The 22,013-nt window shown below is 35.5% G+C and carries 21 protein-coding genes and 1 tRNA gene; 16 read left to right on the top strand and 6 right to left on the bottom strand.

Annotation, left to right across the window (positions count from 1 at the left end; translation table 11 throughout):
- Nucleotides 1-4 precede the first annotated feature (4 nt).
- A complete protein-coding gene (locus Y10_RS02270; protein ID WP_281763742.1) occupies nucleotides 5-2,356 on the top strand; it encodes a penicillin-binding protein 1A in 2,352 nt (783 codons plus the stop codon).
- A gap of 320 nt (nucleotides 2,357-2,676) precedes the next feature.
- On the opposite strand, the gene Y10_RS02265 is transcribed toward Y10_RS02270, so the two are convergent.
- Entirely contained in the window at nucleotides 2,677-5,199 is a 2,523-nt protein-coding gene (locus tag Y10_RS02265) for a LamG-like jellyroll fold domain-containing protein (protein ID WP_281763741.1), read from the bottom strand.
- 325 nt (nucleotides 5,200-5,524) lie between these two features.
- Here Y10_RS02265 and Y10_RS02260 point away from each other — a divergent pair, with 325 nt between their 5' ends.
- The 4 genes from Y10_RS02260 (at nucleotide 5,525) to Y10_RS02245 (ending at nucleotide 8,969) form a co-directional block, all read left to right on the top strand.
- A complete protein-coding gene (locus Y10_RS02260) occupies nucleotides 5,525-6,175 on the top strand; it encodes a TIGR02117 family protein (protein ID WP_281763740.1) in 651 nt (216 codons plus the stop codon).
- 62 nt (nucleotides 6,176-6,237) lie between these two features.
- A complete protein-coding gene (locus tag Y10_RS02255; protein WP_281763739.1) occupies nucleotides 6,238-7,179 on the top strand; it encodes a DUF6263 family protein in 942 nt (313 codons plus the stop codon).
- Nucleotides 7,180-7,294: 115 nt separating this feature from the next.
- Nucleotides 7,295-7,954, top strand: coding sequence for a Crp/Fnr family transcriptional regulator (locus Y10_RS02250; protein ID WP_281763738.1), 660 nt, complete (start codon nucleotides 7,295-7,297; stop codon nucleotides 7,952-7,954).
- A gap of 76 nt (nucleotides 7,955-8,030) precedes the next feature.
- Complete coding sequence (locus Y10_RS02245) at nucleotides 8,031-8,969, top strand: hypothetical protein (RefSeq protein ID WP_281763737.1); 939 nt, start codon at nucleotides 8,031-8,033, stop codon at nucleotides 8,967-8,969.
- A gap of 68 nt (nucleotides 8,970-9,037) precedes the next feature.
- Here Y10_RS02245 and Y10_RS02240 read toward each other — a convergent pair whose 3' ends face one another.
- Both Y10_RS02240 and Y10_RS02235 read right to left on the bottom strand, forming a co-directional pair.
- A complete protein-coding gene (locus Y10_RS02240) occupies nucleotides 9,038-9,262 on the bottom strand; it encodes a PLDc N-terminal domain-containing protein (protein ID WP_281763736.1) in 225 nt (74 codons plus the stop codon).
- A gap of 126 nt (nucleotides 9,263-9,388) precedes the next feature.
- Nucleotides 9,389-10,390: an endonuclease gene (locus tag Y10_RS02235; protein ID WP_281763735.1), complete on the bottom strand. Its 1,002-nt coding sequence runs from the start codon at nucleotides 10,388-10,390 to the stop codon at nucleotides 9,389-9,391.
- A 196-nt stretch (nucleotides 10,391-10,586) separates the two neighbouring features.
- Between Y10_RS02235 and Y10_RS02230 the strand changes: the two genes are divergently transcribed.
- From Y10_RS02230 to Y10_RS02215, 4 genes are all read left to right on the top strand, one after another.
- Entirely contained in the window at nucleotides 10,587-11,069 is a 483-nt protein-coding gene (locus tag Y10_RS02230; RefSeq protein ID WP_281763734.1) for a hypothetical protein, read from the top strand.
- Nucleotides 11,070-11,073: 4 nt separating this feature from the next.
- Complete coding sequence (locus tag Y10_RS02225; protein WP_281763733.1) at nucleotides 11,074-11,646, top strand: DUF1287 domain-containing protein; 573 nt, start codon at nucleotides 11,074-11,076, stop codon at nucleotides 11,644-11,646.
- Nucleotides 11,647-11,696: 50 nt separating this feature from the next.
- Nucleotides 11,697-11,939: a cysteine-rich CWC family protein gene (locus Y10_RS02220; protein WP_281763732.1), complete on the top strand. Its 243-nt coding sequence runs from the start codon at nucleotides 11,697-11,699 to the stop codon at nucleotides 11,937-11,939.
- Nucleotides 11,940-12,062: 123 nt separating this feature from the next.
- Nucleotides 12,063-12,386, top strand: a complete 324-nt coding sequence (locus Y10_RS02215; RefSeq protein WP_281763731.1) for a hypothetical protein — start codon at nucleotides 12,063-12,065, stop codon at nucleotides 12,384-12,386.
- A gap of 308 nt (nucleotides 12,387-12,694) precedes the next feature.
- Here the strand turns inward: Y10_RS02215 and Y10_RS02210 are convergent, their stop codons facing one another.
- The 3 genes from Y10_RS02210 to mce all read right to left on the bottom strand — a co-directional run bounded on the left by Y10_RS02210 (nucleotide 12,695) and on the right by mce (nucleotide 14,862).
- Nucleotides 12,695-13,630, bottom strand: a complete 936-nt coding sequence (locus tag Y10_RS02210; protein ID WP_281763730.1) for a hypothetical protein — start codon at nucleotides 13,628-13,630, stop codon at nucleotides 12,695-12,697.
- 696 nt (nucleotides 13,631-14,326) lie between these two features.
- Nucleotides 14,327-14,400: transfer RNA gene (locus Y10_RS02205), tRNA-Ile, on the bottom strand.
- Nucleotides 14,401-14,460: 60 nt separating this feature from the next.
- The gene (mce, locus tag Y10_RS02200) at nucleotides 14,461-14,862 is read right to left on the bottom strand and encodes a methylmalonyl-CoA epimerase (protein ID WP_281763729.1); all 402 of its coding nucleotides are present in this window, start codon (nucleotides 14,860-14,862) and stop codon (nucleotides 14,461-14,463) included.
- 96 nt (nucleotides 14,863-14,958) lie between these two features.
- Between mce and rbfA the strand changes: the two genes are divergently transcribed.
- The 7 genes from rbfA to Y10_RS02165 all read left to right on the top strand — a co-directional run bounded on the left by rbfA (nucleotide 14,959) and on the right by Y10_RS02165 (nucleotide 22,011).
- Nucleotides 14,959-15,351: a 30S ribosome-binding factor RbfA gene (gene rbfA / locus Y10_RS02195; RefSeq protein WP_281763728.1), complete on the top strand. Its 393-nt coding sequence runs from the start codon at nucleotides 14,959-14,961 to the stop codon at nucleotides 15,349-15,351.
- Between the two features lie 12 nt (nucleotides 15,352-15,363).
- Entirely contained in the window at nucleotides 15,364-16,557 is a 1,194-nt protein-coding gene (locus Y10_RS02190; protein ID WP_281763727.1) for an ABC transporter permease, read from the top strand.
- 322 nt (nucleotides 16,558-16,879) lie between these two features.
- Nucleotides 16,880-17,293: a response regulator gene (locus Y10_RS02185; RefSeq protein ID WP_281763726.1), complete on the top strand. Its 414-nt coding sequence runs from the start codon at nucleotides 16,880-16,882 to the stop codon at nucleotides 17,291-17,293.
- 1 nt (nucleotide 17,294) lies between these two features.
- A complete protein-coding gene (locus Y10_RS02180; protein WP_281763725.1) occupies nucleotides 17,295-17,834 on the top strand; it encodes a heme NO-binding domain-containing protein in 540 nt (179 codons plus the stop codon).
- On the top strand, nucleotides 17,834-19,822 hold the full coding sequence (locus Y10_RS02175) for a PAS domain-containing sensor histidine kinase (RefSeq protein ID WP_281763724.1): 1,989 nt from the start codon (nucleotides 17,834-17,836) through the stop codon (nucleotides 19,820-19,822). The genes Y10_RS02180 and Y10_RS02175 overlap by 1 nt, the downstream gene beginning before the upstream one ends.
- A 6-nt stretch (nucleotides 19,823-19,828) precedes the next feature.
- Nucleotides 19,829-20,965, top strand: a complete 1,137-nt coding sequence (locus Y10_RS02170; protein WP_281763723.1) for an FIST signal transduction protein — start codon at nucleotides 19,829-19,831, stop codon at nucleotides 20,963-20,965.
- Complete coding sequence (locus Y10_RS02165; RefSeq protein WP_281763722.1) at nucleotides 20,962-22,011, top strand: sensor histidine kinase; 1,050 nt, start codon at nucleotides 20,962-20,964, stop codon at nucleotides 22,009-22,011. Before Y10_RS02170 ends, Y10_RS02165 begins: the two co-directional genes overlap by 4 nt.
- Nucleotides 22,012-22,013 lie beyond the last annotated feature (2 nt).

The raw sequence follows: 22,013 nt of genomic DNA, 5'->3' as shown, positions 1-22,013 counted from the left end.
AATAATGGCTATTAAAAAGAAAACCTCTAAAAAACAATCTAAAGGCTTCAGGAAGTATATTTTTTGGTTTTGGGGCTTATTTTTAACCGGTGTTTTAGGTGTTGTGCTTGTTTTTCTATTAGCTTCATGGGGAGCTTTTGGGAAAATGCCCGATTTAAGACAGTTAGAAGACCCTGATACCAATCAGGCTTCTGAAATTGTTTCATCGGATGGTAAAACACTTGGAAAGTTTTATTTAAGAGAAAACCGTACCCCTATTAAATTTGAAGATTTACCTGCTAATCTGGTAAATGCATTAATTGCTACTGAGGATGAACGTTTTTATGAGCATTCAGGTATAGATGGTAGAGGAACCTTACGTGCGTTTGCCTTTTTGGGTAGTAAAGGTGGGGCTTCTACTATAACACAACAGTTGGCAAGACAGTTGTTTGTTGGGGTAAGATCTAACAATAAGTTTGATGCCATTACTCAAAAAATAAAAGAATGGGTTATTGCCGTTAGGTTAGAGCGCAATTATACCAAAGAAGAAATAGTAACCATGTATTTTAATACCTATGACTTTGGAAACTTAGCAGTAGGTATTAGATCGGCGTCTAGAATTTATTTTGGTAAAGAGCCGAAGGATTTAACTATGGAAGAGTCTGCCATGTTGGTAGGTATGTTTCAAAACTCTTCATTGTATAATCCTAGAAGAAATGTAGAAGGAGTTACTAACAGAAGAAATATTGTACTGTTTCAGATGTACAAAAATGAGTTTATAACAAAAGAAGTTAAAGACTCATTACAGGCCATACCTGTAACACTAAACTACAACCCTGAATCTCATAATTATGGTATAGCTACCTATTTTAGAGGTTACTTACAACAGTATATGAAAGATTGGATTAAAAATAATCCAAAGGAAGATGGAGAGAAGTATGACTTATACCTTGATGGGTTAAAAATTTATACTACTATTGATTCTCGTATGCAAACTTATGCCGAGGAAGCGGTTAGGGATCACATGATTGATTTACAAAATGAGTTTGACGTACAAAATACACCTGAGAGAAACAAAACAACACCTTTTCTTAAATTAACTAAAGATGAGGTAACTCATACGTTAAATGTTGCTATGGTACGGTCTGAAAGATGGCGCCACATGATGTATGATTTAGGGAAGTCTAAGGAGGAGATTAAAGCATCTTTTCATAAAGAAAAGGAAATGACTGTGTTCTCTTGGGATGGTGAGATAGATACCATTATGACACCATATGATAGCATACGCTACTATAAAAAGTTTTTACGTACCGGTATGATGTCTATGGAGCCACAAACCGGACATGTTAAAGCGTGGGTTGGTGGTATTAACTACAAGCACTTTAAGTTTGACATGGTAAAGCAAGGTACACGTCAAGTAGGTTCTACATTTAAACCTTTTGTATACGCCTCTGCGGTTGACCAGTTGCATTATGCTCCATGTTATGAGGTGCCAGATGTACAACACTGTATACCTGCTAATAAATATGGTAATTTAAAAGCATGGTGCCCAGATAACTCAAATAATGAATTTAGCGGAGAGATGATGAGTTTGAGTGCAGCGCTTGCAAATTCTGTAAACTCGGTAACGGCAACACTTATGGATCAAATTGGACCAGGACCTGTAGTAGATTTGGCGCACCGAATGGGTATTACATCTGAAATACCAGAATATCCTTCTATTGCGTTAGGTACACCCGATGTTACGGTTTATGAAATGGTGGGTGCATATGGTACTTTTGCAAATAAAGGTGTGTATGTAGAGCCTGTAGTAGTAACCCGTATAGAAGATAAAAACGGAGCCGTTTTATATGAATATAAGCCTAACACCAGAGATGTATTGAGTCCGGATGTGGCTTATACGATGTTAGAGATGATGAAAGGTGTAGTAAAACACGGTTCTGGTGGTCGTTTACGCCATACAACTATGGGATATCGTCAAGATTATAAAGAAGTAATGACGGGATATCCTTATGGATTTACTAACCCAATAGCCGGTAAAACAGGAACTACACAAAATCAAAGTGATGGATGGTTTATGGGTATTGTGCCTAACTTAGTAACCGGAGTATGGGTTGGAGGAGAAAACCGTTCGATTCACTTTAGAAGTATTACCTATGGGCAAGGTGCTGCAATGGCACTACCTATTTGGGGGCTTTACATGAAAAAGTGTTATGCTAATGAAGAATTGGGAGTTTCTAAAGAAGATTTTGAAAAGCCTGAAGAAATGAATATTGACCTTACCTGCGGTGGGCGTGTACCGGATGAAACGGTACCAGAAGGAGATACTCCTCCGGAAGAAATGCCTAAGGATGATGGTTTTGATACCGATTTCTAGTATAAGATATTTTTTTTAAAAGTCCGATTCTAATTTAGAATCGGACTTTTTGTTTTACAGGAACATGGTGAAGGCTTACCAAAAAGAAAATCACTTTGATACCTATCCAGCAAACTAATTTCTTAAATACTCTTTGTTAAGGGATGCATTAGGTTGTGTGAAAGCTAATTTTAATACGTTTTAAGAGCTGTTGAGTGGTTAATGTTGCCTAGTGTGGCTAGGTAGCAGATATGCTCAGAGGGAGTTTTTAAATAATGGAAAAGAAAACCCCCATGTAAACTAATTCACATGGGGGTTACTTACTATATGTTTATAAAAGTTTATTCTACAACAATACGTTTTGTAATAGAAGTACCATTTACATCTGTAATAGTAGCTAAATAGATACCAGTAGCTTGGTTTCTAATATTAATAGTAGTTGGTTGTAATCCGTTTGCAGCTGCAACCGTTTTAATAACTCTACCTTGAATATCGTGAATAGTAATTTCCTTCAACGCTGTTTTAGAAGATTGTACATAAAACAATCCAGCAGATGGGTTAGGATAAATACTTACATTATTAACATTCAATACATCTTCTGTAGCTAGTGAAACTAGTGGTGAAGCACCAAAAGAAATCAAGTAAGAAGAAACAATTAAATGCGGGTTAAAACTATCGTTACAATCATTACAAGTAACACCCGAAATACAATCAGGATTGTTTGGGTGGCAGTAATCCATGTAACTTTCATCAAAAACGTAATCTAATGCTACAGATGAGTTACCCACAAAAGGAGTCATGTCATAATCAAAGAATTGTGCAATACTACCAGGACACCAACCTGCACGGTTGTATTGGTAAGTACCTGCTTGGAAATTACATCCGTCTGGGTTTGGTAAACAAGTTACCCAGTTGTTTTGTGTAAAAGTTTGCGATCCATTTACCCAAATATGGTGTGTGTTATTTGAAAACTCAGCAGCGTTATTTGTGTTGGCATCGTAGTATGGGGCGTTACTGCTCCATCCGTGACCTGTAGAAACTAATTTAATTTTAGCAGAAGAACTGTTAGTAGGAAAATCCATAGTTAAGTCTTCTGTAGGTTGTAAATCAGCTGGGTCACCAAACTGATAGGTTTGGTACCATAATTTCTGAACATTTCCGTAAGGTTCAGGGTCTGTACCTGCAGTATAATCTAATTCTAATGAGTATTCAAATCCGTTGTCATAAGTAGTAAGGTTAACTCTAAAGGTAGTTCTACCGCTTAGTAACGATTTAAAATCTGTTAAATCAATAGTACTTTGGCAACTAATACCGTAAGGTGTTAAATAACGAATAATTTCGTACCATTCACCATCTTTTCCTTGTACTTCAATAGTAGAAACTCTATCCCATGGGTCGCATCCTCCTGTTGGACAATCAATATGTAGCGTACCTGTAATTTGAGTAAACGCTCCAATATGGCTAGGTAAATCAGAAGTTTCGGTTAAAGATGGTTCATCAGAGCTTAACCAAAGACTATTGGTTCCGTATACATTTTGGTCAGAAACTGAAGAAGTAAGGTTAAAGGTTATACTTTCTTGAGAAGAGTTTCCGAAGTTATTAGTTCCTTGAACTTCTAAAGTATGAGATCCGTAAGAAGTTGGTGTCCACCAACCCGTAAAAAATCCGTTTCCGTGATCTGTTAAAGTAACGTCGTTACCATCTATAGTAGCATTTAATGTACTTACTGAAAACAAGTCAGTATACTGAATTTCACTTTTCACAGCCACTTTTATAGGCATTAAACTAGGTGCATATACATCACCTGCTAATGGGTGTAAAATATCTGAAGTAACTAATACTGCAGCAGGGTCTAAAACGCTAAAAGTGGTGTATACATCTTCTGCGGCGTTGTAAGTAGCATCACCTGCTTGGCTAGCTTTTACAACTACATCTCCGGCAGTACCAGTTAATGTAATAGTATTACCACTAATAGTAGCAGGTCCGCTTTCAATAGTATACGTTACAGGCAAACCAGAGCTTGCTGTAGCAGTAATATCAAAAGGGGCATCGTAAATTGTTTTGTTTGGGATAGTACTAAAAGCAATAGTTTGGAAACTTGCATCTAACGTACCGTTAAAATTAGAGGTAGTACCAGTTAATGCAAAATTGTATAAATCGGCATTTTTACTAGTATCGCTACCATAAGCATTTACTTGGCTAATAGAGGTGTTGTCTCCACCTGGGGTACCTTGGTCAAATTTATAATAAACTACTAAATCAGATTCAGATCCTGTAAGTTCATTAGTCATCATGTTCTGAATTTCGGTTTGAGTAAGTGCTTTGTTCCATAAAGAAACCTCGTCTGCACGCCCACCGTAAATAAAGTTATAACCATTTAAGATACACTTACCAACCGAGAAAGGTCTGTCGTTAGATTGGTATGTACCAGAAGCAGAACCAGTACCCACAAGGTTACCGTCTACATAAAGTTTTACGGTAAACATATCAAACACCCAAGCAATATGCTGCCATTGCCCAGCTACGATAGTACCATCTGGTGCTTGAACTTGGTGTAAGCCTGTTTGCGTAATAACACGGCATTCTAAAGAACCATTGTTTAATTGTATCACATACATTTGTCCGTCTCCGGTACCACCACCTCTAAGACTCATCATACCTTGCCCGTATACCAATGCATCGGTGTAAAACCAACCTGCCATGGTAATAGTGTTAGAGTTGTAGATGTACGAAGAAGCGTCGTCAAATGCAATATAGTCATCGGACCCGTCAAAATGTAGGTACTGATTACTTTGTGCACTGGCAAACAAACCAGTGAAAAGCAGTACTACCAAAAGTTGAAAGTTAAAGTACTTTTTTTTCATGTAATTTAATTGTTGGATAATTAGTTATGGATGATAATAGCTGCAAAAGTAAAAAATTATAAATAAATGTTAATGAAATGAAACCTTTTAAGTGTTTTATTCTAAAATGTTTTGAATTTGCTGAAAATTTCAGGATATAATTGAGAGAAGTTTAGTTTTATAGGCGTAGTGTTGAGAAATGATAAAAGCCACAAAGTGTGGCTTTTACAAAAATACGCTTGTACTTTTTAATTAAATCTATAATCCTTATGTTCAAATATATTTAAAAAAAGCTAACTTCCTAATGTATTAGCTATTGAATTTGCTAGTTTTTATAAAAAGTTTGATGAAGTATATAAAAAGATTACTAAAAGTTATAGCGGTATTTTTATCCATTACGGTGGGTTATATGGTGGTGGCTTTATGTGCTACCTATATTCCTGTTCATTCTAATCAGTTAGAGAGTAATAAAGTAACTGAAGTTTATATACACAGTAACGGGGTGCATCTAGATGTAATTATTCCGAAGGAACTTTTAGCTGAAGATGTTTTAAAAGATTTGAAAGGAGTTACACAAGCCAAGTATGTTTCTTTTGGGTGGGGCGATGCCAATTTTTATTTGCATACGCCACAATGGAGTGATCTTACTTTTAGTACCGCCTTTACAGCACTTTTTTTAAAAAGTGAAAGCCTAATGCATGTAACTACCTATGCAAATAAACGCACCCATTGGAGTAAGGTACCAGTTTCTGAACAACAATTACAACAATTGAACACCTTTATAGCAGGTAGTTTTGTAACTACAGGCAAAAACTTAAAAGTATTAATACCAGGTGCAAGCTATGGTAGCAATGATGCTTTTTATAAAGCCCATGGTTCTTATAGTTTATTCTATACCTGTAATACATGGGCAAATGAAGCATTGAAACAGGCTGAACTAGAAGCTTGTTTGTGGACACCTTTTGATTTTGGGTTACTTAAATTTTATGAGAAATAAAATGTATAGCCCAAAAAGGATGCTTACCTTAGCCACCCTAGAGTAAGATTAAACTTTTTAATATGAGAAAATTATGGATGTTTGCCTTTGCCGGGGCACTATTATTAACCTCTTGTGGAAACGATAAGGTAGATTTAGCACTTCACTTAAAAGAAGGAGAAACGTATAAACAATCTACTTCTGCTACTGTTGATATGGAACAAGAGTTTATGGGGCAAAAAATGTCTACAGAAGTAAATTATAAGGGTGATGTAGATTTTCATGTAAATGGTATGGAAGGCGATGCGTATGATGTAGATGTAACCTATAAGTTCTTATCATTAGAAATGAAATCACCACAGGGTACTATGACTTTTGATTCTGAAACGGTAGATACTACCAATATTATGACAGAATTGATGACTAAAATGTTGCAAGGGTTAAAGTCAGATTCATTTACCATTATCTTAGAGAAAACAGGAAAAGTAAAAGAAGTAAAAGGACTAGATGTGTTGTTTGAGAATGTTTTAGGAGAGTTCCCAAATGTACCGCAAATGCAAAAGGAGCAACTAAAACAACAAATGAATGCTAGTTATGGTGAAGACGCTTTAAAAGGAAATTTTGAAATGCTTTCAGCTATTTTTCCTGAGAAGACTGTTGGTAAAGGCGATGTTTGGACTATAGAAACACAATTAAAAGCAATTAATACATCGGTAAGTACCGATTATCATATAGAGGAAATTGCAGGTGATTATATAGTTTTAAAAGGAGAAACTACTTTAACACCAGAAGACTTTAATGAAGCGCCAAAATTAAATAGTATACCAGGCGATTTGAATCTTGAAGGTACCTATACTTCTGTAATAAAATTAGATAAAGAAACAGGTTGGATTATAGATGCTACTATGGAGCAAGATTTAGAGGGGGATATGAAAGTGAAAATGTCTCCTGCAGACGAAGAGGAAATGAGTATTCCTATGAAAATGAACCAGAAATTGCATATTACCGATAAAGAAGTAGAGTAATAGCATTACACATATTTAATAAAACCCCTGAAATTTCAGGGGTTTTTTAGTATACAAACGTAAGGTTAGGTAGGTATTACCGACATTTTGATTACTAACCTTACTTAATATTATTATGAAATCGCTTTGGTTTTTTGATGAAATAGACATGTTCGGTATTCTTTGTCCGCATAAGTTTAAAGCCTACAAAGAGTGCCATCAATTCAATAAGTATCCTAAAAACAACTACATTTATTTTGAAGAAGATAAGGGAGACTCCATTTACCTTATAGAGAGCGGCAAAGTAAAAATAGGATATTATACAGAAGACGGTAGAGAAGTGGTAAAAGCCATACTTACCAAAGGTGAAATTTTTGGAGAAAAAGCCATTTTAGGAGAAGATACCCGAACCGATTTTGCGATGGCGGTAGCCAATACCACGGTTTGCCCCGTAACAGTAGATGTACTGCAAGAGCTGATGAAAGAAAACAAAATGCTGAGTACAAAAGTGTATAAGTTTATTGGCTTTAGGTTTAAAAAATTAGAACGCAGGTTACAAATATTACTGTTTAAAGATACTAGAACCCGACTGATAGAATTTCTGGAAGAGCTTTACGAAGACTATGGTTTCTGTTGTAAAATAACTGGTAAAAAGATTATAAGACACCCTTACACACAAAAGGATATAGCCAGTTTAATAGGTGCTTCAAGACCTACATTAAACCAATTGATGAACGAATTAAAAGAAGAAAACTACCTTTCTTTTCAACGTAACGAAATCTGGTTACTAAAATAATAGTTTATGTTAGCTGGCTAACATTTTATGATAGCGGTAGCAGGTACTTTTGAAAAAATTATTTAAAGTAACTGTTATGAAGAAAGCAATGTTAAGTTTTGTAGCGTTAGGGATGTTAATGATGTCTTGTAACGATGATGATGCCGGTACCACTACAATGGACACCGCATTAAACCCTGATACGGCACCTAAGGTGAGTATAGACCGTTTTAGTGAAGCCGCAGGGACGCTTATGGTACGTACAGCTTCCAACGGATTGCCACAAGCAAATGAGCCTATAGATTTTGATTCTGGTGCACCTTTTATTACCCAAGGGTTAACCGCAGATGGTGCGGTAGTACAGTATTACAATTTTGATGTGCAACCAACCGATCCGGCACCTATTTATTTATTTTTTAATGAAGATGGTACTGCGGTAGAAGATCAATTGAATATTGTTGGTGTAATACCAGGAGATACAGGGTATAACGATTTTTGGCAAGTATACCAAGTAACGGTGCCTAGTGGTTTTGTTGCCAATACAGTAACCAGTGAGGCAGAGTTATTAAGTGCAGGATTAGAGATTATGAAAACCAGTACTGTGGTAAATTGTCCTGTGGTGCCCGATGGTTCTATAGCCTCTAAAAGAGTAAATAGCGAAGATACCGAACTGCACCGTGGTTGGTACCAAGATCAGGTGGTGTATTACTTCTCTTTCTTTGAGAAAATTTTAGATGGAGGAAGTACAGATATGGTTCCGTTATCGCCTATTTATGTGAGTTTTAATATCAACCCAGATGATATGAATCCTGATAGTGGTGCGGCTTCTGGTTTTGTAACTGAAATGGGAACCGACCAAACCCACAATGTAATTGCAACCATTCCGTCAGACGATGATTATTCGCCATTATGGTTGGTAAATGTATATGATAATATGGATTTTGATATGGTAGGTAATTTAACCACTGCTCAATCTTCCAATATATTGGCAACGGGGGTTGCTACAGTGAATTGTCCGGTTGTGACATTAAACTAAGTAGCAATAAGTGTAGAAAAAAACCACCTGAAAAGGTGGTTTTTTATATAAGGGTGTTTTTTTAAAAATTACTCAGCGCTTAAATCGCTGTCTTTTACTAATACTTTATATTTTGCGTTTACCGTACGGTAACTGAAATAGATAACAGAACCTACCACTGGTAATAATATAATTACCCAAAACCAAAGCATATCACGTGTGTCAGACTTTCCATCTACTAGCTGAACTATTAAATGAAACAAGCTGTACAACACAAAAAACATAGCCGTAACTAATAAAACAGATCCTATCATCGTACTTCATTTTAAGGTTCAACAATCATTTCGATTAAAATTACCTTAAAAATAGATGTTAGTTAAATCTTTAGATTTTTCTTAAGCTATATTTAAAAAGCTCTTAACAAATTGTATTACAGCAACCTAGTTTTTAATAAACTTAAAGGTTTTATTGGTGCCTTGTGCATCTTGTAATTGTAAAATGTAAATTCCATCTTCTAGGTTGCTTACATTTATATAGCTATCGTTTACCAATTGTAAGTTTGTTTGTTGCCCCTGCATAGTGTACACTGCTGCTGTGTATGCTGCGTGTGAAGCATTGGTAATATACAAACGCGTATGTACGTTGGTAGGGTATACCTGTATGTTGTCTAAAGCTACGGCGGCTACCTCTAAAGTACCCCAAGTATCTTCGGCATCGGTACCACCCCAAATAAGGGTAGCTATATATGGGTTATCTATAAACGGGTTACGGTTACCTTGTATACCTTCTAATACAGCATTACGTTGCAATTCGTAATCATTTACCGGGTCTTCTACATTCCATTGTAAAAATATATCGGGCATATCTGCATGGATGGTGTTTGGGCCATTACCAATATTATTAGCAACACACTGGCTAGGGTAGCGTAAATACATATACATAATAATACGTGCAACATCGCCTTTCCACTCATCACCAGGATACCAAAAATTACTATTTACAATATGCGAATTCCCTGTGCCAGCCGTATAAATACGGTTGTTTCTAGAGCTGTTCATACTTCCGTCACAAGCCCTTAAGTTGTGCACATCGGTACCAGAACCCGGGTTATCAGTTTCTAAGGCAGGGGTAGCAATAGACTTTGCATATACGTGTTCTCTATTCCATAGCCCCGTACAACCAGAAGTATGGCAAGAAAGTGAGGAATCTCTGGTATAATCGGTCATGGTGTCGCCATCATTGTTATCATAACCATAAAATAATAAAACCTCGTTGCTGTTAGCGGGGTTTTCGTCGGTTAGTCTAATTACATCCCAAGTATCTAAGCTTCCACTAGTGTAAGGCAAGTCGTTAATATGGGTGGTAGTAATTAAATTAGCCAATTGCGATTTTACCGAAGTACTGCTAGCGTTAAAATTGATACCCGAATAGTACGTAGGCATCTGAGCAATAAGTAATAAGGGTGCAAAAAAAAGTGCGAGTAGTAAGGGTTTCCTCATGATTATTACAGATTATTTTTGTATGCAACAAAGGTAGCCGTTACTACCTAATAAACAAATGCTTGTAGATTTAAAATACAACCGGTGTAGTTTGGTATGGTTTCTGTGTTTCAACAACCTACAATCAACTGCATGAAGAATGAAAAAAATACTACTCTTGCTTTTGGTAGCTAGTAGCTGCCAGCTTACCCATACCCCCAAAACTTATAAGCGTAACACCTACGTTTTTTCATCGGCTACTACGTATAAAGAGTTGCACTACACCTTTACGGTAACAGAAAAGGAAGATATGCTACAATATAAGTACACCTGTAAAGAGTTTGCTGATAGAGGTATCTCTTTTTCGTATAACGAAGAAAAGGATGCCTTGAGTTGGTTAGGTAGTTTTTATAAAGCTAATGAGGGAGTGGAAATTTCCTTACCGGAGCTCTCTGATAAACCTTTTAAATTATATGATGATGTAGAGGGGGCTGTAGATGGTGCCGGACCTTTAGCGTTTAACCCAGAGTACGGTTTGTTGTTGCTATATAATACCAACGGACCCATAATGGCTTTTACCAAAGGAGCTAATGCTAGACTAGCCAAAGAATTATTTACCTATTACACCTTGTTAAATAGATAATTTGATGAAAACAACACTATTATTTTTCTTTCTGTCGTTAACCACAGTAGCTACCGTTGTAGCCCAAAAAACACTTTCGGAGGCGGCTTTAGCGTTAACCAAAGATGAGGTTGCGTATGATCCTTCTTATTTTTCTATAGACTACCCCAATGGCGATGTACCTGCAAACAAAGGGGTGTGTACCGATGTAGTAATACGGGCGTACCGCAAATTGGGGATTGATTTACAAAAGGAGGTGCACCAAGATATGAAAGCCCATTTTAACGAGTACCCTAAAAACTGGGGTTTAAAAACTACCGATACCAATATAGACCATAGGCGCGTACCTAATTTAATGACCTTTTTTAAACGCAAGGGTACTGTGTTGCCCAAAACTACAAACTCCGATGATTATAAACCCGGCGATATTGTATGTTACAATTTAGGGGGTGGCATTACCCATATTGGTATTGTGGTAAACAAAAAAGCACCGCATACCAACCGTTATATGTTGGTGCATAATATAGGTGGCGGACAAGTGCTGGAAGATTGCCTTTTTAATTTTAAAATTATTGGGCATTACCGCTACCATAAGTAGGGTAGCTCATATTTATTCTGTATCTTAGTTGTAAGAAAAATACAAGTACCGTGCCCAAACACGAACAAAAATATTGTGCCCGCTGCCAGGCGGAATTTGAATGCAAAGTAGGTTCTATTACCTTGTGCCAATGTGCAACCGTTCCCTTAAATGCAGAAGAACGCCAATATATTAAAAACCTACACGACGATTGCCTGTGTGCCAATTGCCTGCAAGACCTAAAACAACAATACCACAAACAGTTATACGAAGGAAAACTAAAAGCTATTTTAGGGGTGCATTATAGTAAATAACTGTAACCTTTTTTAAAATGGCTACACTTAAATATTAAGATGATTGATTTATGCCTTTATACTTTGAAGTTGTATAAACGGTTGGATGATAAAAATATAAGTGTAATTAAAGATAAAATAATAATGAGAATAGAAATCCAAGATTTTAATTTTGATTTTGAGATAGTTGATAATTTATACTTTACAAATGATGAAGTTAAAATTAAAGCTAATTTAAAAAACGTTAAATTTTTATTTCAAGATGAGGAAATGAATTTTAGCATATCTCATCATTCAAATGTAGAATATGAGTTGTTAAGTTTTTACAATGACAAAAATAAAGCTATAGGGCAATTCATAATCGATTCAAGGGTAGGTGAATTTGACGATAAATTAATTAGAGAAGTTATGGAAAAGTATGTGGACTCTAGAATCATAAAATTCTTGTTAGGGTATTTAGATGTTTAGTATATAAAATAAATGCTTTAGGTATTATTTTTAAGTAAACAAATTAAGTTGCTGTAATTAATAAGATAGTATTGTTACAGTTTATTTCTTCGGCTTATAAGTGTTTATCTTTTAGAAAGTAGTGCAAATTTACGAAGAAAATACCTTGTATCATTTTTTTGTTAAATTTCCGTAGTAATATGGTTAATTATAATTTTCGATGAATTATATAGGTCTTGAGTTACTGATTGTTAAATCTTAACTAACAAAGCAGAGCTATATAGCTCTGCTTTGTTGTAAGGAGTTTATAAACTCTTTATTATTAATGACTAACTTGCATTCCGAATGTCTTCCTCATATATTACATTCATAATCTGTTCATCACTTAACGGATGAATTCTTTCAGATAAGACATCTGTTTTGAAATCAACTATGAGTTTTCCGTATTTATTGTACCAAGCAGTTAATGACTCCTTAGAGATAGGATGTTTAACTTTTACATCTCGAAGTAGAATTTTTCCATCTTTACCTGTAGGGCTAACATCTTCTAGCATTTCTTTATCATTCTGAACAAATTCACGAATAGCGAATCGGTATAAGCATCTCAAGTTTTGACCAGCAGCTCCTTGAAGTCTAACTATGTTTTTTGGCACGAATATGATAGGTTCTCCATATTCGTCAAAAGGTAGTTCAACATTCATTTCCTTAATCCAACTTACATTTCCTTTTGTGATATCTAGAAAATCATCTTGAACGAAAAGTTTCATTGGAATTTTATGAATTTGACATTGGTGTTGGGTAAATTCAACCAGAACATCTTTCACTATTTTGGTGACCATATCTGATATTCTATCCGAACTTACATCGTCTATGAAAAATTCAAAATCACAAAATTGACTTAGTTGTCCACTCTGCACAGCTTTATTTTTCATGATAGCGCCTATCAGTTTCTTTTTAAGTTTTCTAGCTATTGAATTACCATCACATGTGTTTGATGCGTATCCTAATCTTGTCTCTTTGGGCTCCTTTAGGCCATCAAGTGTGGAGCTAATTGCACGTTTATCATTTCTTTTTACTGCTTTTATTATTTCTGCCCAAAATACTTCAATATTCCTTTGCATCTTTTTAGAATATATGTCGTTACCCATTTCAATAAGTCTAGGGTCTACGAAAAGCAAGTTGTCTTTGTTTAAATCAATGTCGATAAATTCTAGTTCAGGCTGTCGACAATTCAGCTTGAAATATGTGCTAATGTTTAATTTCATTTGCGAAAAATTTATATTATAAAAAATAAGTTTACCATTTGGTATTGTAGTGATTTTTTAAAGTCACTATCCACTAAGTCAATAATTTATGAGCTTCTACAGTTTTAAAATTTAAATTATACTTTGTTTTTAATTATATTTTTTATAATATTTGCACCTGCTTTTACCACAAAGAAGGTTTAAATGTTACAAAAATCCGATTAATGGTTAAGTGTTATATCTTAGATTGTAAGTCTCAGAAATAACATAGGTTAGTGATTAATCGAAATTAATTAAATACACTTTTTATGCCAAATATGACTTTTATGTCATATTGGCTTATTTTGGTTATTTTGTCACTGACAAAAAATTTTGATGGTTAATTATTGCAAATTTAAGAAAAATTTGTATACAGTCTTTTTTTTTACTTCATCCCACAAGAATATGTTTACCTAATCTAGTTATTTTAATGCAAAAGACTTATGTTCATAAAGGTGCTGTGTCTCTTAGCTCAAGTTTCGCTAAAGTTGATTGTAACTTTGAATATTGGTAAGCTGATTTTTTTTTGGTGTATGGTATTAGTAATCAATGGGAAGTTAATGTTTTTGTGAAGATTTTTTTTGGTTTTATGGAATGTAAAAACATTAACCCTATTCTTGTTAATCCCAAACAAAAAACCCTCACAGTTTCCTGTAAGGGTTTTGTAACGCTAAGTAGTGGTCCCACATGGGCTCGAACCATGGACCCCCTGATTATGAGTCAGGTGCTCTAACCAGCTGAGCTATAGGACCTGCGTTTTGCGGATGCAATATTACTATTATTTTAGTAATGCACCAAACAAAATTAGCATTTTATGATATTTCTTGGCACAATTCTACTAAAACACCGTTGGTGCCTTTTGGGTGTAAAAAAGCAACCAGCTTATTATCAGCACCTTTTTTAGGTATTTCGTTTAAAACTACAAATCCTTTTTCTTTTAATCTTGCTATTTCGGTGGTAATATCTTCTACATCAAAAGCAATGTGGTGTATGCCTTCGCCCTTTTTGGCAATGTACTTGGCAATGGGGCTGTCGGGGTTGGTAGCCTCTAACAATTCTATTTTATTAGGCCCCACCTTAAAAAAAGAGGTTTTAACGCCCTCGCTCTCCACGGCTTCTGTCTTATACTCGGCTTCGCCAAAAAGTGCTTCAAACACGCTGTTAGAGGCTTCTATGTCTTTTACAGCAATGCCTATGTGTTCAATTTTTCTCATGATAACTTCATTTGTTTGTTGTTTGTGTTTATCTGGTAAATGGTTACTTTTATATAAGAAGTGTGTAACCTCTACTAAATTACGTATTTTTGCCCTATGGAAAGTAACAGACAGAAAAAAATTGCAGGTGTATTACAGCGCGATCTTGTAGATATTTTACAGGGCGCTGCAAGAGAAGGTGGGTTACATGGCGTACTAATTTCGGTAACTAAAGTACATGTAACGGTAGATTTATCGTTGGCTAAGGTGTATTTAAGCATATTTCCGAGTGATAAAGGAAGTGAATTATTAGAAGGTATACAGTCTAACAAGCATAGCATAAAACACAATTTGGCACAACGTACGCGAAACCAATTGCGCAGAATGCCAGAGCTAGATTTTGCTATAGACGACTCTTTAGAGTATATAGATAAAATTGACAAATCGTTAAAAGGCGGAGACAATCCTATTGAAAATCCGGACTTGTTAGAAAAGCGTAAAAAATCTTAAGCAGGGTTATTGTTGAATGTACCTTTTTACATAGCCGCACGTTACCTTGTTTCTAAAAGTAAACAAAATGCCATTAATATTATCAATGGCATTTCTGCGTTTGTGGTGGTAGTAGCTGCTGCTGCATTGTTTATTGTATTGGCTGGGTTTGCCGGGTTAGAAAAGTTTAGTGTAACCTTTGCCTCAGTTTTTGATCCTGACCTTAAAGTTACCCCTGCTACGGGTAAAACCATTACCGTTACCGATAGCTTACTTAAACAGTTAAGTGCTATAGAAGGGGTGGCGCAGTATACCAAGGTTATAGAGGAGCGGGTGTTTTTAAATTTTAAACAGAAAAACCACATTGCGTACATTAAAGGGGTAGATGAAAACTACGGTAACGTAAATGCTATAGATAGTATTTTGGGCTATGGTAGTTGGGTATTGTCTAAGCAATCGGTAGTAATAGGTAACGGAATATCTAATACCTTAGGTATGGGTATTTTTGACCGTAACAACCGCCTGCAGATTATAGTGCCCAAACCAGGGGAAGGTAGTATTACCAGCACCTCTAAACCTTTTAACGAGGCTTTTGTAATTGCCACAGGTATTTACCAAGTAACGGAAGAGCTAGACAAAAAATATGTGTTTGCACCCATAAGTATGGCGCGCGAACTGGCTTCTATACCTGCTAACCAAGTATCGTTTATAGAACTAAAACTTACCGAGGGTGCCAACCCAGAGGTGGTGCGTACGGCTATAGAAACCTTGTTTAGCAATAAGGTGGTAGTAAAAAACAGAGAGCAATTAAATGATGCTTTGTACCGTATGCTAAATACCGAGAATATTGCTATTTACCTTATTTTTACCTTGGTACTTATTGTAGCACTGTTTAACCTTGCCGGTGCTATTACCATGATGATTCTTGATAAAAAAGAAAACCTAAAAACACTCTATGCAATGGGGGTTACCCTAAAGCAACTACGCCTTATCTTCTTTTTAATGGGGGCGCTTATAACGGTAATAGGTGGGTTGTTAGGTTTGGGTATTGCCTATGTATTGCTATATGTACAGCAGGTTTCGCCATTTGTGTTTATATCGCCATCGTTGCCTTACCCGGTAGCACCAAAAGTAACCGATATGGTGGTGGTAATGCTTACCATTACAGTGCTAGGTTTTGGGGCTTCTAAAATAGCAGCTAACAGGGTGTCTAAAGCACTATTATAAGGTGTTATTTCTTCAAAGTACATAACTTAAATTTCGGATTTTTAACAAAATTTTGCCATTATAGATGGCGTTAAAATATGTATGTTTGTCTTACAAACTGTAATACGCAACGCTACATCTAATGGTGTAAAGCTTACATTTATTGGTAATTTCTTACTAAATTATAAGAGTATAGGGGTGTAGTTAATCTATGGGTTAAAAAACGGTTTTCCGTTCGTCTACACTTAACTACCGTTCAACTATAGTAAATTCCAAGTAGCGTAAGGGTGCTCAGTTTTTGTTTAATGTTACCTATTTTTACATCGTTAAAAATTAGCTAGAAATGACAAATTCACTAAAAGTACTTCTTATAGAAGACGACATGATAGAAGTTATGAAGTTTAACCGAACTGTTAGTAAGTTGCAACTGAACCTATCTATTATAGAGGCAAAGAATGGAGAGGAAGCTCTAGAAGTGTTAGAGCATAAGGATAGATTGCCAGATGTTATTCTTTTGGATTTGAATATGCCAAAAATAAATGGAATAGAATTTTTGTCAATCTTAAAAAATAATGATACCTTGAGGTACATTCCTACTGTTGTGTTAACTACTTCTAGCAATCAGAAAGATTTGTTAGAATGTTACAAAATTGGAATTGCCGGATACGTTATTAAGCCCTTAAAGTACGAAGATTACGTTGAGAAAATTACCAGAGTATTAGAGTATTGGAGTATTAACGAGTTAATTAAGGGATAAGATGAAAGGGATTGTATTTACCGAGTTTTTAGAACTTGTAGAGCAAAAGTTTGGATTGGAAATGGTGGATACCATTATTGAAGAGTCTAAGTTGGCTTCGGGTGGGGTGTATACCTCTGTAGGTACATACAATTTCTCAGAAATGTTACAACTGCTTGGTAATTTAAGCAAGCATACTGGTATTGCTACGGACGATTTGCTTTTTGTATATGCAGAGCATTTTTTTACTGCATTAAAGCGTAGTTATAGCAGCTTTTTTGATATGTACAAAGACCCTATTGAAATGCTTTCTTCTATAGAAAATCATATTCATGTAGAGGTTATAAAAATTTACCCAGATGCTGAATTACCAACTTTTGATGTTTTAGAAAAAACAGACGATTCGTTGGTAATGATTTACAAATCGAGCAGAGCAATGCACTGTTTCGGACTCGGATTAATGCAAAGCACCTTTGCTCATTTTAATACTCAGGCAACCATTTTAACAGAAAAATTGAAGGAAGACGGTACAGAAGTAAAATTTGTCATTCATAAAACCTGATGGAACAAGATAGAGTTGCGATATTAGAACGAGCTTTAAAAAGAGAAAAAGAAGCCAGAAAACAATCTGAGCAAATTTTAGAGCAAAAATCTGCCGAGCTTTACAAGCTTACACAGCAACTTCAAGAGTCTAACAACAAACTTCATAAACTATTTATTGCCACTCGCTCAGAGCTAACAGGGGTTTTTACCAACTTGGTAGATGCCTATCTAATGATGGATTTATCGGGTAACGTTTTAAAAATGAACGATGCTGCAGTAGATCTTTTAGGGTATGATAGCGTAAAAGAGAGCTTTAATATTCAGAGCCTTGTAGTGAAAGAGGATGCTGAAAAAATGAGCAAGGCGTTTAAAATGCTGTTAGAAAATGAGCAGTTAAAGGATTTAAGGGTTCATATAATTTCTAAAAATTCAGAAGAAAAAATACTGCACATAAACGCTAGTTTATTGCACAACGAAAATAAAAAGGCGGTAGCCATACAGGGTATTTTTACCGATATTACCAAGCAGAGTGAATCTGAACAAAAATTAAAATCTTCTCAAAACAGATTGTCGTTATTGGTACAACACTTAGAAAGTGGAGTAATCATGTTAGATGAGCATAACAATACTATTTTGGTAAACAAAAAGATGTATGAGTTTTTTGATTTACCTGAAACTACCGACCTTAACGATACCGAAAAGGTATCTAGCTTTATAATAGATGAACGCCTGTTTGAAGACGCCGATGAATTTAGAGCTAGGTATGAAGAAATTATAGCCAATAGAGTAGAGGTATTAGGTGATGAAATAGTACTTAAAAATGGAATGGTGCTAGAGAGAAACTATATGCCCGTTTTAGAAGGTACAAAATTTAGAGGTCACCTATGGAGTTTTACAGATATTACGCTTAAAAAGAAATATAGAAAGAGCCTGGAAGTAGAAAGGCAAAAGTATAGTAACATTATAGCTAACATGAACCTTGGATTGGTTGAGGTTGACCTTGATAATAGAATACTAATGGTAAACCAAAGTTTGTGTAAAATGACAGGGTATACCGAGAAAGAGCTTATTGGTAAAATTGGCACTGATTTAGTGTTTAAAGAGGGCGATACTGAGTTGCTAAATGAGGTAAGAAGCAATAGAAGTTCTGGTATTTCAACCTCGTATGAGGTAACTGCCTACACTAAAAAAGGAGCTAAACGCTATTGGTTAATTAGTGGTGGGCCTAACTATACGCTAGAGGGTAAGTTAATAGGTTCTATTGGGGTAGTATTAGATATTACCGATATTAAAAACCTAGAGTTTCAGAAAGAAGCGCTCTTGCAAAAGTTGGAAAAAAGTAATGTAGAGTTACAAGAGTATGCGCATATTGTATCGCATGATTTGAAGTCGCCTTTACGTAGTATCTATGCCTTGGTAAGTTGGTTAAAAGAAGATAACCAAGATAAGTTAGATGAGTTAAGTATGCAAAACTTTGCACTTATTGAGTCTACCCTAGAAAAAATGGAACAATTAATTACCGATATTTTAAACTATTCTAGTGCAGGTTCTACTACCATAGAACTAGAGTCGGTAAACACCGATTTGGTAATAAAAGATATTCTGCAACTATTGTATATACCAGAGCATGTAAAGGTTGATATAGAAACTGAAATGCCGGTAATACAAGCAGAGAAAACTAAAATACAGCAAGTATTTCAAAACTTAATAAGCAATGCCATTAAGTTTATAGATAAAGAACAGGGGCATGTACAAGTGGGTATGGAAAATGGAAAGGATAAGTACACCTTTTATGTTAAAGATAATGGTATGGGTATAGATGCCAAATACCATGACAAGATTTTTGAAATTTTTCATTCCCTCAATAAAAGTAAAGACTCCACCGGTATTGGGTTGTCAATTGTAAAAAAAATTGTAAAACTCTACGGAGGAGATGTTTGGGTAGAAAGTGCGGTAGGCAACGGCACCACTTTTTACTTTACCATTAGCAAAAAAATTATTGCATAATATAGTATGAGAACAGTTCAGCTTAAGAGAGGAAAAAATGAGGCTTGGCAATATGTTGGTAAAGCCTTAGTGTTATCAAAGCCATTGGTGTTGGTTTTTGGTAACCGATTTTTATTGGAAGATACTTCTATCTATGAAGAGATAAAAGGATTGTTCCCAGACGGAGAAATTGTATTTGGTTCTACTAGCGGAGATATTTCTTCTAATATGGTTAATGAAGAAAGTGTAACCATTACCGCTATAGAATTTGAAAAAACCAATGTTCTAATTAAAACAGAAAACGTTTTAAATGGTAACGGAGACGATTACCAAACTGGAGCTAATTTAATGAATAAATTTCCGGAGGAAGACTTACAGTTTATGTTACTTATAACAGATGGTAGCTATATTAACGGAAGCAACTTAACACGCGGCTTAAATAACGCTATGAAAAAGCGTATTTTAGTTACCGGTGGTATGTGCGCAGATGATACCCGTTTTGAGCGTACCTTGTCTAGCTATAACGAAAACCCAAAGGAAGGAGAAATAGTAGCGGTTGGTTTTTACGGAACCGCGTTAGAGGTAACCTCCTCAATATATGGGGGGTGGACTCCTTTTGGCCCGGAACGTATTGTTACTAAATCTGAGGGCAATGTTTTGTATGAGTTAGATAGTTTACCTGCCTTAGAACTTTATAAAAATTACTTGGGTGAAAAGTCTAAAGATTTACCTGCTTCAGCTTTATTATATCCTTTAAATGTGGTGGCAGAAGGCAGTAAGCATGCTATTGTTAGGTCTATTTTAAATATAGATGAAGAAGCCAATGCCATTATTTTGGCTGGTGATATACCAGTAAACTCTAAAGTACAACTAATGATGACCAATGTAGATAACATTGCAAATGCCTCTGAGAGGGCGGCAAGGCAAGCATTGGAACAATGTAAAAACAAGCCAGAATTAGCTATGTTGGTAAGTTGTATTGGTAGAAAACTGGTATTAGATCAACGGGTAGAAGAAGAGGTAGAGGAAGTATTAGAAGTGGTTGGTGCAGAAACCACCCTTACCGGATTTTATTCGTACGGAGAAATAGCCCCTTTTAGCGGAGAGCAAGGGTGCAGGCTGCATAACCAAACTATGACCATTACGTTGATGAGTGAGGTATGAATTCATTGCTGAAAAGACAGATACGTAAATTTTTACCATCGGAATATGTTGATGATCCGGCCTTAGAAACCTTTTTAAGTGCCATTAGTAAGTCATACGATAATTTTGATGAGCAATCTGCTATGATTCAGCGTGCCATGCAATTAAGCTCTGAAGAGCTTTTTAATGTGAATGCCCAGTTGCGTAAAGAGAGTGAAGCGCAAAAAAAAGTAATTAAGAAGCTTAGAAAAATTATAGATACCCTAAAAATAGCGGCGATGCCCGTGGGGTCAGATGAAGAAAATATTGCAGTAGATGGTTCAAAATTACTTGATTTTATAAATAATCAAGCCAAAGAAATTTTAGTGGTCAACAAGCAAAGAGAACGCTTATTGCAAAGTTTAGAAACTCAAAATGATGAGCTTAGTAATTATGCACACATGGTTTCGCACGATTTAAAATCGCCCTTACGTAGCATAGACGCCCTTACCTTGTGGTTAAAGGAAGATTATTTTGACCAACTTGATGAGAACGGGAAGGAAAAATTAAACCTGATAAGAACCAACGTGCAAAAGATGGAAACCTTGATTAGTGGTATTCTTGAATACTCTACCATAGATAAAGAAGATACCGAATACTATGAGGTTGATCTTAATTTTTTAGTGCCTGATATTATCAACTCTATGTTTATACCCAACCATGTGAAGGTAACTATTAAAAATCATTTGCCTGTGGTAAAGGGTGATACGGTGAGGTTGCGTCAGCTGTTTCAAAACCTCATAGGAAATGCCATAAAATATAATGATAAAGAGCAGGCTAAAATAATTATAGGCTGCGCTAATAAAAATAACTTTTGGGAGTTTTTTGTTGAAGACAATGGTATTGGTATAGAGGAACAATACCATGAAAAGATATTTAAAACATTCGAAAAACTGAATAACAACCCTGATTCTTCAGGTATAGGGCTAGCAATAGTCAAAAAAATTATAGACTTGTATAAGGGGTCTATATGGTTAAAATCTAGCGTAGGAGTTGGATCAACATTTTATTTTACTTTAAAAAAATAAGT

Source organism: Neptunitalea lumnitzerae, from assembly GCF_027924185.1.
GTDB classification, from domain to species: Bacteria; Bacteroidota; Bacteroidia; order Flavobacteriales; family Flavobacteriaceae; genus Neptunitalea; species Neptunitalea lumnitzerae.
Note: the sequence above shows the minus strand (reverse complement) of the source record. Positions and strands in the feature narration are given on the sequence as shown.

What these genes read in the sequence shown, in the direction of transcription:
- Y10_RS02180 (WP_281763725.1), top strand. Translation starts at nt 17,295, where the DNA reads ATGAAAGGGATTGTATTTACCGAGTTTTTAGAACTTGTAGAGCAAAAG.
- Y10_RS02250 (WP_281763738.1), top strand. Translation starts at nt 7,295, where the DNA reads ATGAAATCGCTTTGGTTTTTTGATGAAATAGACATGTTCGGTATTCTT.
- Y10_RS02165 (WP_281763722.1), top strand. Translation starts at nt 20,962, where the DNA reads ATGAATTCATTGCTGAAAAGACAGATACGTAAATTTTTACCATCGGAA.
- Y10_RS02240 (WP_281763736.1), bottom strand. Translation starts at nt 9,262, where the DNA reads ATGATAGGATCTGTTTTATTAGTTACGGCTATGTTTTTTGTGTTGTAC.
- Y10_RS02245 (WP_281763737.1), top strand. Translation starts at nt 8,031, where the DNA reads ATGAAGAAAGCAATGTTAAGTTTTGTAGCGTTAGGGATGTTAATGATG.
- rbfA (WP_281763728.1), top strand. Translation starts at nt 14,959, where the DNA reads ATGGAAAGTAACAGACAGAAAAAAATTGCAGGTGTATTACAGCGCGAT.
- Y10_RS02260 (WP_281763740.1), top strand. Translation starts at nt 5,525, where the DNA reads ATGAAGTATATAAAAAGATTACTAAAAGTTATAGCGGTATTTTTATCC.
- Y10_RS02265 (WP_281763741.1), bottom strand. Translation starts at nt 5,199, where the DNA reads ATGAAAAAAAAGTACTTTAACTTTCAACTTTTGGTAGTACTGCTTTTC.
- Y10_RS02170 (WP_281763723.1), top strand. Translation starts at nt 19,829, where the DNA reads ATGAGAACAGTTCAGCTTAAGAGAGGAAAAAATGAGGCTTGGCAATAT.
- Y10_RS02175 (WP_281763724.1), top strand. Translation starts at nt 17,834, where the DNA reads ATGGAACAAGATAGAGTTGCGATATTAGAACGAGCTTTAAAAAGAGAA.
- Y10_RS02235 (WP_281763735.1), bottom strand. Translation starts at nt 10,390, where the DNA reads ATGCCTACGTACTATTCGGGTATCAATTTTAACGCTAGCAGTACTTCG.
- Y10_RS02185 (WP_281763726.1), top strand. Translation starts at nt 16,880, where the DNA reads ATGACAAATTCACTAAAAGTACTTCTTATAGAAGACGACATGATAGAA.
- Y10_RS02230 (WP_281763734.1), top strand. Translation starts at nt 10,587, where the DNA reads ATGAAAAAAATACTACTCTTGCTTTTGGTAGCTAGTAGCTGCCAGCTT.
- Y10_RS02215 (WP_281763731.1), top strand. Translation starts at nt 12,063, where the DNA reads ATGAGAATAGAAATCCAAGATTTTAATTTTGATTTTGAGATAGTTGAT.
- Y10_RS02210 (WP_281763730.1), bottom strand. Translation starts at nt 13,630, where the DNA reads ATGAAATTAAACATTAGCACATATTTCAAGCTGAATTGTCGACAGCCT.
- Y10_RS02270 (WP_281763742.1), top strand. Translation starts at nt 5, where the DNA reads ATGGCTATTAAAAAGAAAACCTCTAAAAAACAATCTAAAGGCTTCAGG.
- Y10_RS02255 (WP_281763739.1), top strand. Translation starts at nt 6,238, where the DNA reads ATGAGAAAATTATGGATGTTTGCCTTTGCCGGGGCACTATTATTAACC.
- Y10_RS02225 (WP_281763733.1), top strand. Translation starts at nt 11,074, where the DNA reads ATGAAAACAACACTATTATTTTTCTTTCTGTCGTTAACCACAGTAGCT.
- mce (WP_281763729.1), bottom strand. Translation starts at nt 14,862, where the DNA reads ATGAGAAAAATTGAACACATAGGCATTGCTGTAAAAGACATAGAAGCC.